The 15,586-nt window shown below is 44.9% G+C and carries 14 protein-coding genes and 1 other RNA gene; 4 read left to right on the top strand and 11 right to left on the bottom strand.

Annotation, left to right across the window (positions count from 1 at the left end; all coding sequences use genetic code 11):
• Positions 1-4: 4 nt before the first annotated feature.
• Positions 5-3,742, top strand: coding sequence for a sensor histidine kinase (locus V7Q13_RS15095; RefSeq protein WP_333801501.1), 3,738 nt, complete (start codon positions 5-7; stop codon positions 3,740-3,742).
• On the opposite strand, the gene V7Q13_RS15090 is transcribed toward V7Q13_RS15095, so the two are convergent.
• The 4 genes from V7Q13_RS15090 to rplU form a co-directional block, all read right to left on the bottom strand.
• Positions 3,731-5,410 carry a helix-hairpin-helix domain-containing protein gene (locus V7Q13_RS15090; RefSeq protein ID WP_333801500.1) on the bottom strand — a complete coding sequence of 560 codons (1,680 nt, stop codon included), beginning with the start codon at positions 5,408-5,410 and terminating at the stop codon, positions 3,731-3,733. The genes V7Q13_RS15095 and V7Q13_RS15090 overlap by 12 nt on opposite strands.
• Before the next feature lie 90 nt (positions 5,411-5,500).
• Positions 5,501-5,854 carry a hypothetical protein gene (locus V7Q13_RS15085; RefSeq protein WP_333801499.1) on the bottom strand — a complete coding sequence of 118 codons (354 nt, stop codon included), beginning with the start codon at positions 5,852-5,854 and terminating at the stop codon, positions 5,501-5,503.
• Between the two features lie 78 nt (positions 5,855-5,932).
• Positions 5,933-6,187 carry a 50S ribosomal protein L27 gene (gene rpmA, locus V7Q13_RS15080; RefSeq protein ID WP_333801498.1) on the bottom strand — a complete coding sequence of 85 codons (255 nt, stop codon included), beginning with the start codon at positions 6,185-6,187 and terminating at the stop codon, positions 5,933-5,935.
• 45 nt (positions 6,188-6,232) lie between these two features.
• Entirely contained in the window at positions 6,233-6,538 is a 306-nt protein-coding gene (gene rplU, locus V7Q13_RS15075) for a 50S ribosomal protein L21 (protein ID WP_333801497.1), read from the bottom strand.
• A 187-nt stretch (positions 6,539-6,725) separates the two neighbouring features.
• Between rplU and V7Q13_RS15070 the strand changes: the two genes are divergently transcribed.
• The 3 genes from V7Q13_RS15070 to rseP all read left to right on the top strand — a co-directional run bounded on the left by V7Q13_RS15070 (position 6,726) and on the right by rseP (position 10,912).
• Positions 6,726-8,219: a GH3 auxin-responsive promoter family protein gene (locus V7Q13_RS15070; RefSeq protein WP_333801496.1), complete on the top strand. Its 1,494-nt coding sequence runs from the start codon at positions 6,726-6,728 to the stop codon at positions 8,217-8,219.
• A gap of 51 nt (positions 8,220-8,270) precedes the next feature.
• Positions 8,271-9,437 (top strand): 1-deoxy-D-xylulose-5-phosphate reductoisomerase, encoded by a 1,167-nt coding sequence (locus tag V7Q13_RS15065; protein WP_333801495.1) that lies wholly within the window; start codon positions 8,271-8,273, stop codon positions 9,435-9,437.
• A 104-nt stretch (positions 9,438-9,541) separates the two neighbouring features.
• A complete protein-coding gene (gene rseP, locus V7Q13_RS15060; RefSeq protein WP_333801494.1) occupies positions 9,542-10,912 on the top strand; it encodes an RIP metalloprotease RseP in 1,371 nt (456 codons plus the stop codon).
• A 123-nt stretch (positions 10,913-11,035) separates the two neighbouring features.
• Here the strand turns inward: rseP and ssrA are convergent.
• From ssrA to V7Q13_RS15025, 7 genes are all read right to left on the bottom strand, one after another.
• Positions 11,036-11,409, bottom strand: a transfer-messenger RNA (tmRNA) gene (gene ssrA, locus V7Q13_RS15055).
• 161 nt (positions 11,410-11,570) lie between these two features.
• Positions 11,571-11,990 carry a VOC family protein gene (locus V7Q13_RS15050; protein WP_333801493.1) on the bottom strand — a complete coding sequence of 140 codons (420 nt, stop codon included), beginning with the start codon at positions 11,988-11,990 and terminating at the stop codon, positions 11,571-11,573.
• Positions 11,991-12,112: 122 nt separating this feature from the next.
• Entirely contained in the window at positions 12,113-13,024 is a 912-nt protein-coding gene (gene moaCB, locus V7Q13_RS15045; RefSeq protein WP_333801492.1) for a bifunctional molybdenum cofactor biosynthesis protein MoaC/MoaB, read from the bottom strand.
• 3 nt (positions 13,025-13,027) lie between these two features.
• Positions 13,028-13,468, bottom strand: a complete 441-nt coding sequence (locus V7Q13_RS15040; RefSeq protein ID WP_333801491.1) for a molybdenum cofactor biosynthesis protein MoaE — start codon at positions 13,466-13,468, stop codon at positions 13,028-13,030.
• A complete protein-coding gene (locus V7Q13_RS15035) occupies positions 13,465-14,595 on the bottom strand; it encodes a HesA/MoeB/ThiF family protein (protein WP_333801490.1) in 1,131 nt (376 codons plus the stop codon). The genes V7Q13_RS15040 and V7Q13_RS15035 overlap by 4 nt, the downstream gene beginning before the upstream one ends.
• Positions 14,595-14,837, bottom strand: coding sequence for a MoaD/ThiS family protein (locus V7Q13_RS15030; RefSeq protein WP_333801489.1), 243 nt, complete (start codon positions 14,835-14,837; stop codon positions 14,595-14,597). The genes V7Q13_RS15035 and V7Q13_RS15030 overlap by 1 nt, the downstream gene beginning before the upstream one ends.
• Before the next feature lie 14 nt (positions 14,838-14,851).
• Complete coding sequence (locus V7Q13_RS15025; RefSeq protein WP_333801488.1) at positions 14,852-15,583, bottom strand: sulfite exporter TauE/SafE family protein; 732 nt, start codon at positions 15,581-15,583, stop codon at positions 14,852-14,854.
• Positions 15,584-15,586 lie beyond the last annotated feature (3 nt).

Genomic DNA, 15,586 nt, shown 5'->3' with positions numbered 1-15,586 from the left:
CACCTTGAAAAACAGACTTCAAACCGTATTTCCTTATTTACTGGTATTGCTGGCGGCCTGCTGGCTTTACTCGTTGTCTGTTATCATCGACCGGTATTGGTTGAAGTATGCCAGCTACGAATCGCTGACAGAAAACTTTCAGGAAAAGCTAAAAGACAAGGAAAAATCTTTCTTTGATTTTGTAAACGAAGAGCAGCAATTGCTGCAACAAATCAGTAGCGGAAAATATGCACTGTCGCAAACAAGCGTAATTGAAGAGCAGCCATTTTACTTGTTTTTATACAGAAGCAACCAGCTGAATGCAAGGCCGTTTTATTGGAGTACCAATCAGGTAGAGCCACCGCAATGGGTACCGCAGGTGGCAGAAACGGGCAAACTGCTGCGCTATGGCAACGGCTATTACGAAGTACTGCGCAAACGAGTGCAACTCGGCAATGAAGACATTGAAGTTATTGGCCTCATTTTATTGTATAGGGAATACTTTATTGACAATGCCCGCTTGCACAAAGGTTTTCCGGGTTTTAAACCGATGGATGGTCGCTTGTTGTTTAGCACCACACCTACCAATTATGTAATTGAGAATGTAAAGAACGAAGCACTATTTTATTTACAACCAGCCCTCAATGAACCACTGAAATATTTTTCGGTTGCCACTTTGTTGGTGCAGTTACTCACCATGGCTATTTTGATTATGATGGTGAGTCGAATTGCATCTGCCATCATTCAAAAAGGCCATGCACTGTGGGGCTTTTTATTTTTTGTGAGTTGTTTTGTGGGCTTGTGGTTTAGCATCCGGTTTGCAGGGGTGCCTATCAATCTTGATCAGTTTTCGTGGCTCGAAAAAAGTGAAACACTGTCGCTTCCGCCTGCTGGTCTGCTCGATTTGTTGCAGAACTCCTTGTTCGTTTTTTGGCTGGGCGTTTTTCTCACGTTGCAATCACAAAAAGTGGGGCAGTTGCTCACCGGGTTGAATTACAAACTGAAAGCACTCATTGCAGTAATATTGGTAGCAGCAACAATTGCCATTCATTTTGCTGTGGTAGAAAAACTATGCTCATTGTATTTGAGCAGTGCGGTTGCGTTTGATTTCAACAACTTCTTCAGCCTCGATTATACCACAGTGCTGGCGTTTCTGGTGTTGTTTCTGATGTTGTTGGCACACCTCATGCTGGCCCGTTTTTTTGCACGTTCCTTACTCTTTATTACAGCGGGCAATATTCGTTTTGTATTGTTGGCGTTGCTTGCAGGCGGCTTACTCACTTTATCGGTAGGTTGGTTTTTACAGTTTAAAATCCAACTGTTGTTTTCCATGCTGTGGCTCATTGTGTTTGCATGGTTTATTTGCCGCTATCCAAAGCCTGCGTTTCCACTATCAACAGTGCGTATCGTTTCGTGGTTATTTATTTACTCGTTATCAGTAGGAGGCCTGCTGAGCAACTTATCGGCTGAGCGGTTGCGCAACCGGTTGGGAGATATTGGCAAAACATTACTCATGCAAAACGACGAAACGAGTGACTATCTGGTTCGTTTTGCATCGGGTGGTATTCGGCGCCTCGATTGGAATGCAATCATTGAACAGTGTAAAGATTCCGCTAGTAGTGCCAGCATCCGCGATTCGCTGACGAAGAAATATTTCAGCGGGTATCTGCAAAAATTTGATACCCGTTTTTACTTTTTTGATGCGGCGCGGCAGCCGGTCAATAATCCAGGCAAGGAGTCTTATGAGTCGTTGCTTACATTGTTTCAAAACAATAAGAAAGAAGAAGGCTACCCATGGGTGGCTTCCTTTGAAGAAGCTTTCGACAGGTTTGGTTATATCATGACGTTTGAAGTAACCTCGGCCAACAGTACCGAAAATACCGGACATGTATTTGTGGTAACCCGTTCGGAAGTGATGCGCAATGCCATGCTGGCACCTGAGCTTTTTCGGCAGATACAAGATTTTGCGGTGGATTTGCCACCGGGCTTCAGTTATGCATGGTACAAAAACAATCAGCTGATTGATCAGTATCGTAATTATCCTTTTCCATCTGTATTGCCTGCAAAAGGGCCGCAACATCAATCGGTTTGGTTGCAGGAAAAAACAGATGCCTACGAAACATGGATGAATGCAGGCACCAATTCAATACTTGCAGTAGCCGGTCAGCGCAATGTATGGATTGGTTTGGTATCGCTGGTGGCGTACATGTTTGGTGCTTTTCTTGTTCTCTTTATGTTGCTACGGGCTGTAGGAGGTTTTTTGCAAAACAAAGTTTTTTTTGTGCAGGTGTTTCGGCCGGTTGTGCTCACCATACAAGCACAAATCCGCTTAACAATTATTGCTATTCTTGGTTTGTCATTCATCATCGTTGCCTATATCACTATTAGTTTTTTCATTAACCAGTATACCAAAACAAACGAAGAACGATTGGCCAAAAGTGCAGCCTCTGTGTCGGCAGAGTTGGCACAGCAATTGCCCGGCGATATGCTGAATTATGATCCTGCAGGTCAGCAAAACGTAGTAGCCGCACCGTTGCAGCAAATAAGTGAAAACCTTGATGTAGATGTGAGTTTGTACAATGCGGCAGGAGTGCTCATTGCCAGCACACAAAATGTATTGTTTGTAAAAGAGGTAATTAGTGAACGAATGAATCCAAGGGTGTATTATCAGCTTACCCGTGGGCAAGTGCACCGGCATTTGGAAAATGAAACCATTGGTAATCTTGAGTATAGCAGTATTTATCAACCGGTACGTAATTCGTTTGGTGGGTTGATGGGCTATTTGCAAATACCATATTTCGCTACGCAAAATGAATTGAAACAAGAGATATCCAACTTCGTTGTTATCCTCATCAACATCATTGCATTTGTGTTTTTAATATCTGGTGGTTTGGCATTGTTAATTAGTGGTAGCATCACCCGTTCGTTTGCCATTATTGCCGACAGAATGAATCAGATCAGGCTCTCAGAAAAAAACGAACGCATTGAATGGAGTGGTAAAAATGAAATTGGTACACTGGTAGAGCAGTACAATAAAATGGTGGATCAGCTGGAGTCGAGTGCTGCCAGGCTTGCGCAAAATGAAAGGGAACTGGCCTGGCGGGAAATGGCCCGGCAGGTGGCGCATGAAATCAAGAATCCACTAACACCCATGAAGCTGAGCCTGCAGTTTTTGCAAAAAGCCATCAAAGAAAAAAGCGCCGATGTACCACAGATTTCTGAACGGGTGGCTACCAACCTGGTGAGCCAGATTGATCATCTTGCGAAAATTGCCTTCGAGTTTTCGCAGTTTGCCAATATTGGTCAGGTAAAAGCTACCGAGTTTGATTTGCATGCTGTGCTGAAGGATTTGGTGATGCTTTACGAAATTCAGGATAACCTTTCTATTACCTGGGAGCCTATTGAATTGCCTGTGGTAATTAATGCCGATAAAACACAAATGAACCGCTTGTTTACCAACTTGCTGCAAAATGCATCTGAGTCGGCGGGTGGTAATTATGCCGTACATGTGAGCATTACAGAATCACTACGCGGAGATAAAATATTACTGGAGGTAGCTGATAATGGTCCGGGTATTGCAGCTGAAGTACAGGCCCGTATGTTTATGCCCAACTTTACTACCAAAAGTAGCGGCACAGGTTTGGGGCTGGCCATTTGCAAAGCCATTGTAGAAAAAGCCGGTGGCAATATTTGGTTCAAAACCAAATACCAACCTGATGGTACAGGAACGGCATTTTATGTTGAACTTCCTTTAGCCGGCTAATGTTTTCGCTGCTTTATTTTGCTCCAAAAATTCTTCAAATGCCTGCAGAGAGAAGCTGCTCAGGTTTTGCTGTTTGCGCAGCATCCCTTTTTGCGCAGCCAATACGCCATACCGTGTGTCGGCAAAGCCTTCTACGGCATGCGCATCGGGGTTGATGGAAATGAGTATGCCTTTGTTGACAGCCTTTGGAATCCAGCGCCAGTCAATATCCAGCCGGCGGGGGTGGGCGTTCAGTTCGATGCACACATGGTGTTTGGCACAGGCTTCTATGAGGGCGTCGTAGTTTACAGGATAGCCTGCCCGGCTGAGCAACAATCGGCCCGTCATATGTCCGAGAACGGTAACTGCAGGATGTGCAATGGCCGTTAGTAACCGCTGCATGGCCTTTTCTTCAGTCATCTTCAGGTTGCTGTGTACAGATGCAATTACCAAATCGAAACTGTTGAGCACTGCGTCGCTGTAATCAAGAGAGCCATCGTTGAGGATGTCGCATTCAATGCTCTTGAAAATTTTGAACGGTGCCAGTTGCTTATTAAGTAAGTCAATTTCTGCATGCTGTTGAAGAATACGTTCTTCACTCAAACCGTTGGCATAACCGGCCGATTTGCTGTGATCGCTGATCACCAGGTATTCGAGGCCTTGTGCTTTAGCGGATTCAGCCATCTCCCGAATGCTGTTGCTGCCATCGCTCCACACACTATGCGAGTGAATGATGCCTTTAATGTCCTGTGGTTGTATGAGTTCAGCACTTATATTTCCTGCAGCATCTATTACATCTTGAGGTAAATCACGAAAGGCTGGCAATATGTAGGGCTGTTGAGCCGCAGTAAACAAATCTTCTTCTGAGGCAAAGGCTGTTGTTGTGAGTGATGCTATAATGCTGTTGCAAAATGCATCAGGCCCTGTGGTAGTTAATAGTGCATGTCCCCAAGTTTCGGAGCTGGTGGTATGAATAAACAGTTGAGGCCCGTTGTTGATTTGATAGCACAAGCCGTTGGGTAGTTCTTCTGTCAAGGTTAATGCATCTAGTGGTTGTAACAATGGCATTACAGCTGTTGCATCGGCAGTAGTAAGCAGGTCAATGCTATCGACTGTTTCCATTTGTCTGCGAATACTTCCTGTAATTACAGTCTTATGAGTTGGCAGCTGTATCTGTAGCAATTGCAAAAACTGTTGCGCTATTTCTTCTGCTTGTTGAAATAAAAACCATCCTTGTTGATTGAGGTAAAAACGAATGGCGTCTGCAACATTGTTTTGCGTTTTTTCGCCAAATCCTTTATACAGCGTTAATCTGTTTTCGTTGCAGGCATATTCCAATTCACCAATTGTTTCGATGCCCATTTCTTTCCATACAGTATGAATTTTTTTGGGACCTAAACCTTTTATGCTGAGCATTTCAATCACACCTGGCGGTGTGTTGGCAATGTATTCGTTGAGGATACTCAGAGAGCCTGTTTGTAATAGCTCTGCAATTTTTTGAGCAGTAGCCGCACCAATTCCTTTTTGTGCAGCGATGCTTGCCGCATCCATATCGGCCAGTTGTAGGGGCAGCTTTTCTATCTGAAAAGCCGCATTGGCGTAGGTTTTCGTTTTAAAACTATTCTCGCCGTGTATGTCCATTATTTTGGCTAGCAGTGCAAATGCGTCGGCTATCTGATAATTATCCATGGCGTAAAGATGAAGAATGATGACGGATAGCAAATAAAAAAAAGTCCTGCAGGTGTTGCAGGACTTTGTACGTACAATAACGTAGAAGAATTACTTCTTAGCGGCTTTTTTAGGAGCGGCTTTCTTAGCAGCTTTTTTAGGAGCAGCTTTCTTAGCAGCTTTCTTTGGAGCAGCAGCTTTTTTAGCAGCAGCCTTCTTTGGAGCAGCGGCTTTCTTTGCAGCGGCTTTTTTAGGAGCAGCTTTCTTAGCAGCTTTTTTAGGAGCGGCTTTTTTAGCGGCAGCCTTTTTAGGAGCAGCTTTCTTTACGGCTTTCTTAGCAGCTTTTTTTGGAGCAGCTTTCTTTACAGCTTTTTTAGCAGTTGCCATGTTTTTCAATTTAATGGTTAGTAAATAATGCTTAGTAAAAATAACGACATTTTTTTTTCTCCAAATGTTTTTATTCACTCGATATCCACCAAATAAAAAAGATGGTGCATAACACCATCTTTTTTTATCAAAAACCTATAAGGTAAAATGATAATCTTAGGCTGTAAGAACAGAAATGAATGTTCTGTTTTCTTTTCCTTTCTTGAATTCTACAATACCATCAGCAATTGCATAAATGGTAAAGTCTTTACCAACGCTTACGTTTTTACCGGGATGGTAAACAGTGCCACGTTGACGAACAATGATGTTGCCAGAGATTGCAGGCTGACCACCATATATTTTTACACCGAGGCGTTTGCTTTGTGAGTCGCGGCCGTTTTTTACTGAGCCTTCCCCTTTCTTATGTGCCATATCAGGTTGTGTTTTTAAAGTTGATACAAAAGAGATTGCCTGCTATTAAGCAATGCTTTCAATTTTAATTTGAGTGTAATGAGTACGGTGACCGTGCTTTTTACGGAAGCCCTTTCTGCGTTTCATCTTAAAGGCAATCACTTTGTCACCCTGTACCAAAGCGTTTACAATTTCAGCTTTCACAGTTGATTTAACTGATGCACCAGCTTCAATTGTTCCATCGCGGTCTACCAGCAATACTTCACTCAGCTCCACCTTGTCTCCGGCGTTTCCTTCCAGATGGGGAACGTACAGGTTTTGACCTTCCTGCACCTTAAATTGCTGACCGGCTATTTTTACAACTGCGAACATAATCACTCAAAATTTAGGGACGCAAAAGTAGGGTTTTTGCTTACAACTACAACAAAAATTTTATAAAAAACCCAGAAATTCTACCTGCTATGTGCCGTAATTTGCCCGGATTATTACTTCCAAGCGGGTAGTAGAGCTAGCGTTGCTGCAAATGTAACGCCGCTGTAGCACCCAAAAATGAGCATACATGAACCTGAAGTCGCTGCTTGCCCGGCCCTTTGCTGGCTATATTAATAAACAAATTGCCCGTTCCAGAGAGAATGCCGTTGCAGATCAGGAACGAATTTTGAAAGAACTGCTGGCCGTGCTGCGCAATACCGAATTTGGCAAGGAGCACCATGCCGCTGACATTGCACAAATACAGGAGTTTCGACAGGCTGTTCCCATTCGTGATTACGAGGCACTCAAGCCTTACATCCAACGCATTAAAGACGGCAAACACAATGTTCTTTGGAAAGGCCGACCCATTTATTTTGCCAAAACGAGTGGCACCACCAGCGGCACCAAGTACATTCCCATCACCAAAGATTCTATTCCCAACCACATAAATACCGCTCGAAATGCACTCTTGAGCTACATGTCCGAAACCGGCAATTATGCATTTGCCGGCGGCAAAATGATTTTTTTGAGCGGCAGCCCCGTATTGGAAAGGGTGGGCGATGTGCCAACCGGCCGCTTAAGTGGCATTGTAAACCACCATGTACCTAAGTACCTGCGTACCAACCAACTGCCCAGCTACGAAACTAATTGCATAGAAGACTGGGAAACCAAACTCGATAAGATAGTAGCGGAAACCATACTGCAAAACATGACCCTCATTAGCGGAATACCACCGTGGATGCAGATGTACTTCGACAGGTTGATTGAAAAAAGCGGCAAACCAGTTGGCGAATTGTTTCCGAACCTGAGCGTATTGGTGCAGGGTGGTGTAAATTTTGAACCTTACAAGTCTAAACTCTTTGCCTCTGTAGGTCGCCCTGTTGATACTATCGAACTTTTTCCGGCAAGTGAAGGTTTTTTTGCTTATCAGGATAGCCAGCAGCACGAAGGCCTGTTGCTCAATACCAATAGTGGCATCTATTTTGAATTTGTGCCCGCTGCAGAAATATTCAACGAGCATCCTACCCGTTTATCCTTGTCGGAAGTGAAGCTGGGAGAGCAGTATGCCCTCATCATCAACAGCAACGCAGGTTTGTGGAGCTACAACATTGGCGATACCATTCGTTTTGTGTCGCTCAATCCATACCGCATTGTGGTTACGGGCCGTACCAAACATTTTATCAGTGCCTTTGGCGAACACGTAATAGGCGAAGAAGTAGAAGCTGCAATGCTGCAAGCCTGCCAGCGGCACAATGCCAGTGTGGTGGAGTTTACCGTGGCGCCGTACATTGCCACCGGCGAAGGCAAAAGCTACCACGAATGGTTTGTAGAGTTTGAAAAACACCCCGACAACAAGGCCGCATTTGTGCAGGATTTGGACAATGCCCTCCGGCAAAAAAACGTTTACTATGACGACCTGATTGCAGGCAATATTTTGCAACCCCTCCAATTGCAACAACTGCAACCACAGGGTTTTGTACAATACATGAAATCAATAGGAAAGCTTGGCGGACAAAACAAAGTGCCCCGGTTGAGCAACGACCGGAAACTGGCCGATGGGCTGATGACTTTTGTACAATAATTTTACCAGACAAGGGCAATGCGTTTGCCCGAATTGAATACAACAAACAACATGACTGACAGTACTCAAAAAAGGATTGCAATTTTCGGTTCAACCGGCTCCATTGGCACTCAGGCACTGGATGTAATCAAAGCAAATCCGGATAAATTTTCTGCAGAAATACTAACGGCACAAACCAATGCCGAACTGCTCATAGCACAAGCAAAAGCATTTGACCCCAATGTGGTGGTGATTGGTGATGATACCAAATATGCCATGGTGAAAGAAGCGCTGGCCGATACACAGGTGAAGGTATTTGCTGGTGAGCAGGCTTTGGTAGAAGCCGCCGCAATGGATTGCTACGACATGATGCTGGCCAGCATTGTTGGTTACGCAGGGCTGAAACCAACATTAAAAGCGGTGGAAATGGGCAAAGCCATTGGCCTGGCCAACAAAGAAACCCTGGTGGTGGCCGGAGACATTGTGATGCAAAAAGCTGCGCAAAACAAAACACCCATTTTACCGGTAGATAGCGAACATTCGGCTATTTTTCAATGCCTGGTGGGCGAAATGCGCAATCCTATTGAACGCATTATTCTTACTGCCAGCGGTGGTCCTTTCAGGGGAAAGAAGCCCAACTTTTTGGTGAATGTAAAACGTGACCATGCACTGCAACACCCCAACTGGAGCATGGGAGCTAAAATTACCATCGACAGCGCTACTCTTATGAACAAAGGGCTGGAGATGATTGAAGCCAAATGGCTTTTTGGATTGAAACCATCGCAGATAGAAGTCGTGATTCATCCGCAAAGCATCATACACAGCATGGTGCAGTTTGAAGATGGCAGCATGAAAGCACAAATGGGCCTTCCCGATATGAAGTTGCCCATTCAATACGCCATGGCCTTTCCGGAACGGATTAAAAATGACTTTCCCCGGCTCGACTTCAGGCGTTGTGAGCAACTCACATTTGAGGAACCCGACTTACGTACCTTCCGCAATCTGGCTCTGGCTATAGAAGCCCTGCAAAAGGGCGGCAACCTGCCCTGCATTATGAATGCAGCCAATGAAATAGCCGTGTGGGCGTTTCTCCGCAATCGTATCGGCTTTTTGGACATGATGGCGGTGGTGGAGCAAGCCATGCAAAAAGTAAGCTTCATAGAGAAACCAACCCTGGACGATTACTTCGAATCGGATGCCGCTGCCAGAGAGTTTGCTGCATCACTCATTCATTTGTAAAACCATCCCGGCCAATTTCTGTTTTCCTTATGGTGAAATATGTATTTGTTTGCACCTTAAAAGAGAACTGTATCCTTTTTCCATTTTATTAAGATCATCATTACATGAGTTTACTGGCTATATCGTGGGACGTGGTAGGCGTAAAAGTGGGGCAACTATTGTTGTCGCTTTCCATACTGGTTATCCTGCACGAATTCGGGCATTACATTACTGCCCGTTGGTTTGGCTGCCGGGTCGAACGTTTCTTTCTGTTTTTCGATCCGTGGTTTTCTTTATTTAAAAAGAAAGTAGGCGACACCGTGTACGGTATTGGCTGGCTTCCCTTGGGTGGTTATGTAAAAATATCGGGCATGATAGATGAAAGCATGGATAAAGAGCAGCTTGCCCTGCCACCAGAGCCATGGGAGTTTCGCAGCAAACCCGCCTGGCAGCGACTTATCATTATGATTGGCGGTGTAACGGTCAACATATTGCTGGCGTTTATCATTTACGCCGGTATACTTATGGTGTGGGGCGAAAAAAAGATTGTAAACGCCTCGTTGAAATACGGCATTGAAGTACAAGACAGCCTGATGCTGGAGCTTGGTTTTAAAGATGGCGATAAGGTTGTAGCACTCGATGGCAAGCCAGTCGAAAACTACTACGATGTAATACCTACACTCATTTTGAGCAGCACAGCCACCATAGAACGGAATGGCCAACAGCAAACGCTGACCATGCCCCGCAACCTCATTGGTAAACTGGTGGAAAAGAAGCGAAGAGATGTGCCACTCATCGGCATTCGTTATCCTATGATGATTGGCGCTGATACTGGTGTTTCTGCCCGTTATGGCTGGAAGCGTTTCGACAAAGTGATTGCCATAAATGGAAAACCAACAGCCTTTTTTACAGATGCGGTTGCCGTGATGGAGCAGCATAAAAACAAGCAGGTGAATTTTACTTTGCTGCGCAATGCCGATACCCTGCAAAGCACTGTACAGTTGGATAGCACCGGTTATGTAGCTGATTTGCGCATCATTGGCAAACCAGAGTCGTTGGAGGAAGCAGGTGTTGTTGATTATGAAGTCATCAAATATGGTTTTTTTGCTGCTATACCTGCGGGTATTCGTATGGCGGGTGATAAACTCAGCTGGTATATCGATCAATTTAAAATGATACTGAGTCCCGAAACGGAGGCCTACAAAGGCGTTGGTGGCTTTAAAGCTATGGGCAATGTTTTTCCCGGCAGCTGGGATTGGGAATCGTTCTGGACTATCACCGCTTTCTTTAGTATCGTGCTGGCATTTATGAACCTGCTACCCATACCTGCACTCGATGGTGGCCATGTATTATTTACTTTGGTAGAAATGATTACAGGTCGCAAACCCAACCAGAAGTTTTTGGAGTATGCGCAGGTGGTAGGCATGGTACTGCTGCTGGGGCTGATGCTCTATGCCAACGGCAACGACTGGCTGGGCTGGGGCAGAGGTAAATAATAGATGCCGGTTGGCAGAAACGCTGCTTTGGCAATCGAACTAGTACATCACGGATTCGCAATTAGTAAAAGACATTCGGAAGTAATAAAAAAGGCAATCCACTAAGGATTGCCTTTTATTTTTTTGTGGAGCTGCAGGGAGTCGAACCCTGGTCCAAACAAAATCGCCAAACGCTTTCTACATGCTTATTTCATGATTCATTGTCGGGAATAAACAGGACCTGAACCTACCAATCTATTCCTTAGCTGTATGAGTCTTAAGCCATCGTCACAGCCTTCGATGGCAGCAACCTGTGTTTGTTTTTGAGTCGGCGGCGGCGCATGGTAACAGGTCAACCTGCACGGCGGCCCTAATGACTGGCTAATCTCCGATTAGGCAGCCATGGCATACTGTGTATTGCCATTTGAATTTTGAATATTCAGATTATCGAGCTAATTATCCAACGCTCGGCATGCTTACACGTTCAAAGATCTTTGCTGTCAAAACCGGTCAGCCCCGTAGCACATTGAAAAAGAAATCTTTTCACTTCCATTTCAAGTGTCTTCCAGTTGCAAATATATCTGAACAAAAGTTCTGGTGCAGTAGATTAACTATTTCTGTTGAGAGCATAGGACTTGCCACTTTCAAAAAAGATAGTGGTTGGGCCATATTGACAGTTTTAATTGTCGTTTGCTGCTACAGGTATTTTCGACATGTCCATATAGAAAAACTCCCACGTGTGGCCATCGAAATCAACGAGTGTCCGCTGCAGCATGAAACCATAGTTACGTGGTTCATGTGGCTCTGTACCGCCTGCCAGCAGCCCTTTACCCATCAGTGCATGTACTTCTTCTTCGCTGCTCAGCGATAGTGAATACAAGCCTGCGACGGTAGCTTTTGTGTCGGCAATAGGTTTGGTTGCAAAGGAGGCAAACTTTTGATGCGATAAAAGCATCAGGTAAATGGTATCGCTCCACACCATGCATTTTCCCTGGTCGTCAGAAAATTGTGGATTGTTGGTAAAGCCCAATGCGGCGTACAACGCCATCGATTGTTCAGGATCTTGAACGGGTAAGTTAATGAAAACCTGTTTGGTCATAATATCGGATAGTTGATGGAAAGAGGAAAGTGTCTTACGCTCAATTGTTTGATTCGGATTGTAAAGAAAAGAAACACGCAAATACTTTGAATGCGTATTGTGGTGAACGAACGATTTCACCATCAATCGTGCCGCATGCCTGCTGCCACCTTAAACAGGTGCAGGACGTAAGGAAACAATGCATCCATGGTTTCTGCTGCGCCTTTGGGAGAGCCAGGCAGGGTGAGTACCAAGGTTTGTTGAATAAAGCCTGCTACGCCCCGGGAAAACATGGCATAGGGTGTTCGTTGTTGGCCATAATTGCGGGCTGCTTCCATAATGCCGGGAATAGTGCGGTCGAGCAGTGGTGCCACAGCATCGGGTGTTACGTCCCGGGGAGAGAGCCCAGTGCCACCGGTAAAAAGTATGAGGTGATATCCTTCATTGCTGTATTGTTTTGCTTTTGCCTGAATGCTTGCTACATCATCAGGAATGATATCGAAAGCTGCTGCCTGTAGTTGGTGCTGTTCCAGTTTTTGCAAAATCGTTTGGCCACTGGCATCTGCATTGTTGCCTGCCGCAATAGAATCTGAACACACTATTACAGCAATGCGTAAGTCCTCTCTTCCTTCTTTGCTAATGCCCGATTTGCCGCCTTTTTTACTCTCCAGTTTTACTGCAGCAATCTCTACACCGCTATCCAATGGTTTGAGCATATCGTACATGGTGAGTGCTGTAATGGCAGCGCCGTGCATCGCTTCTACTTCTACACCAGTTTTATAAATTGTATGCACTTCTACTGTTATGAGAATGCTCAGTCCATCAATCGAATGTTTGATAGATGCAAACTCAACCGGTAGTGGATGGCAATCAGGAATAACATCACTTGTTTTTTTGACTGCCAGCAAACCTGCAGCTCTCGAAAATTCAAATACATCTCCCTTCGGAACGCTTTTGTTTTGAATAGCGTCAATGGTTGCTTGTTTGGATACGGTGAGCCTGGCAGTTGCAATGGCTTCCCGTAGCGTAGAAGATTTATGTGTAATGTTGACCATAATTTATTGATTGACTTTCCATTGGTGAGATGCATCTTCTAATATTTCTTTCCCCCAAATGGGCAACTCGTTTTTGATGCGTTCTACTATTTCGTTGCAGGCATCAATAGCAGCACGGCGGTGTGCCGATGATGTAAAAACAAACAAGCAAATTTCGCCAACGGCTACCCGGCCGAGGCTATGATGAATGTGCATACAGGTAAGTGGGTATTTGGAGAATATAGCTTCCCGTATCTGGTGCATTTTTTCCAGTGCCAGCTCGTTGTACGCCGTGTATTCTATAGCTATCACTTGCTTATCATCAATCACATCAGCCCTTACCTGACCGAGGAAAATACTGTGTCCGCCAATGGAAGTGTTGCTGCTGTGTTTAGCAATACTATCCGAAATAAAGGCTGGAGCTATTGGCCCTTCTGTAAAGATATTTTTGGGAGTCTTTTTCATGATGTTGCTTGTGTTTGCAATTGCATCCATGCTTGTATACCACCTTTTACACTCAGTATTTTTTTAGCGCTGCCAAAATGGTTTGTCAACTGCATGGCAGCCTGAGCACTGCGGATGCCGGATAAACAAAAGATGACGATGGTTGGTGCTGTGAGCCATGCTGTGTGTTGCATTAGTTGCGCCAATGGAATGTGTAGATGACTAAACTGAGTTACCAACGGCCATTCATCTTTTTCCCGCACATCTACAATGCTGATGGCGTCATTATGCAGCAAGTCATTAAACTGAGCAGCATCAATTTCTTCAATCGCAAAAGTTGCATTACAAAAACTGTCATAGTCTGTTTGCATCAATGCATGAAGCGTGGCAGGAATGAGCTGCCGTGTTGCGGATTGCGGACTGATGTTGATTTCGTAAGTCTGACTGTTCAGTGCATTGTACGTTAGCAATTGATTGCTTAATGTTTGACCGATACCTGCAATGAGCTTAATGGCTTCGTTGGCCATGAAACCACCAATGATGGCGGGCAATACACCGAGTACGCCTGCTTCCGCACAGTTGAGTACTTCGCCCGGTTTGGGTGGCAGCGGAAATAAGTCGCGGTAATTGGTTGCCGGAGTATTGTTGAGTGATACATTGAACACAGCCACCTGTCCTTCGTATTGTGCAATGGCACCAAAGATGAGTGGCTTTTCCAGTAGCACACAAGCATCATTGATGAGGTACCTGCTGGCAAAATTATCGGTGCCGTCTATCACTATATCGTAGCCGGAAATAATGTTGGCGGCGTTGTGGTTAGTCAAACGTTCGTGGTGAATGGTGCAGGTAATGTTAGGATTGAGTTGCTGCAACACCTTGGCTGCACAAATAGCTTTTGGTTGTCCAATCATTTGTACGTTGTACAATACCTGCCGGTGCAAATTGTTGAGCGAAACAACATCGTCGTCTACAATACCAATGTGGCCAACGCCTGCTGCGGCAAGGTATTGCAGCACCGGGCATCCCAAGCCGCCAGCTCCTACAACCAATACGTTGGCGGCCAACAGTCGTTGCTGTGCAGCATCTCCAAATCCTTTCAGAATGAGTTGGCGATGGTAGCGTTCCTGATATAGTTCTTGTTCTTTCATTAGCCGCCAGAAAATGGTGGAAGTAAAGCTACTGTACAATTATCAGGTAGTTCTGTGTTTGTGTGAATGGTTTGTTTGTTTACCGCTACCGCAAATTTTTCATTTGCCAATGCAGGAAATTGGGTGTGTAAATGCTGAATGAGTTCGTCGGTATTGTGCAGGTTGCTGAGCGTTGTAGCAGCTCCTGCAATTTCACTCAGCTTGCCAAAAAAAAACACCTGTATTCGTTTGCCGTTTTCCATAATCAACATTGAAGTTAGGTAACCAAAAGTTTTACTGCTGCAATACACAATACCAGTGCCAGTAAATATTTCAACAGCTGCTGATTGAATTTTACAGCACCATAATATGCACCTGCTAAACCACCAGCAAAGGCCACCAGTACATAGCCATACATGGCGGTTGTGAAATGAATACCGTTGGTGAATTGCCCGGCAAGGCCTGCCGCAGAATTGACGAAAATAAACAGGGCACTGACGGCCGCGGTTTGTTTCATGTTGGCCCAATGAAGCATCAATAATACTGGCGATAAAAGAATGCCGCCGCCAATGCCGATGAGCCCCGATAAAAAACCGATGGCAGCACCAATGAGCAACGCCAATGGCACAGATTCTTTGCGCTGTTCTGTATATGCCGAATCTTTGGCCAGCAACAATCGTACAACAGGTAGTAGTAAAAACCAGCCAAGTATTTGTTTGTACACAGCTGCATCGATTGCAATGGCACCACCAATGAAGGCCATTGGAATAGAAACAATGGCAAGAGGAAGAAAGAGCCTGAGGCGAAAATGACCACCCCTATAAAAATGGATGAACGATGTGAGTGATACAAACAAATTGAGCAACAGCGCTGTGGGTTTCATTACAGCTGGAGCAATGCTGAACAGTACCATTAATGCGAGGTAGCCACTGGCACCACCATGACCTACCGCTGCATATAAAAACGCAACAATAAATAAGAGGACATAAAATAGTGCAATATAATCCATGTG

This window comes from Phnomibacter sp., assembly GCF_036803085.1.
In the GTDB taxonomy this organism is placed as follows: Bacteria; Bacteroidota; Bacteroidia; order Chitinophagales; family Chitinophagaceae; genus Phnomibacter.
The sequence above is the reverse complement of the archived record's forward strand: the minus strand, read 5'-3'. Positions and strand labels throughout refer to the sequence as shown.

Bases quoted from the DNA above. Each gene is read 5' to 3' on its own strand.
- rseP (WP_333801494.1), top strand. From the start codon at position 9,542: ATGAGTTTACTGGCTATATCGTGGGACGTGGTAGGCGTAAAAGTGGGG.
- rpmA (WP_333801498.1), bottom strand. From the start codon at position 6,187: ATGGCACATAAGAAAGGGGAAGGCTCAGTAAAAAACGGCCGCGACTCA.
- rplU (WP_333801497.1), bottom strand. From the start codon at position 6,538: ATGTTCGCAGTTGTAAAAATAGCCGGTCAGCAATTTAAGGTGCAGGAA.
- V7Q13_RS15065 (WP_333801495.1), top strand. From the start codon at position 8,271: ATGACTGACAGTACTCAAAAAAGGATTGCAATTTTCGGTTCAACCGGC.
- V7Q13_RS15035 (WP_333801490.1), bottom strand. From the start codon at position 14,595: ATGAAAGAACAAGAACTATATCAGGAACGCTACCATCGCCAACTCATT.
- V7Q13_RS15030 (WP_333801489.1), bottom strand. From the start codon at position 14,837: ATGGAAAACGGCAAACGAATACAGGTGTTTTTTTTTGGCAAGCTGAGT.
- V7Q13_RS15070 (WP_333801496.1), top strand. From the start codon at position 6,726: ATGAACCTGAAGTCGCTGCTTGCCCGGCCCTTTGCTGGCTATATTAAT.
- V7Q13_RS15025 (WP_333801488.1), bottom strand. From the start codon at position 15,583: ATGGATTATATTGCACTATTTTATGTCCTCTTATTTATTGTTGCGTTT.
- V7Q13_RS15090 (WP_333801500.1), bottom strand. From the start codon at position 5,410: ATGGATAATTATCAGATAGCCGACGCATTTGCACTGCTAGCCAAAATA.
- moaCB (WP_333801492.1), bottom strand. From the start codon at position 13,024: ATGGTCAACATTACACATAAATCTTCTACGCTACGGGAAGCCATTGCA.
- V7Q13_RS15040 (WP_333801491.1), bottom strand. From the start codon at position 13,468: ATGAAAAAGACTCCCAAAAATATCTTTACAGAAGGGCCAATAGCTCCA.
- V7Q13_RS15050 (WP_333801493.1), bottom strand. From the start codon at position 11,990: ATGACCAAACAGGTTTTCATTAACTTACCCGTTCAAGATCCTGAACAA.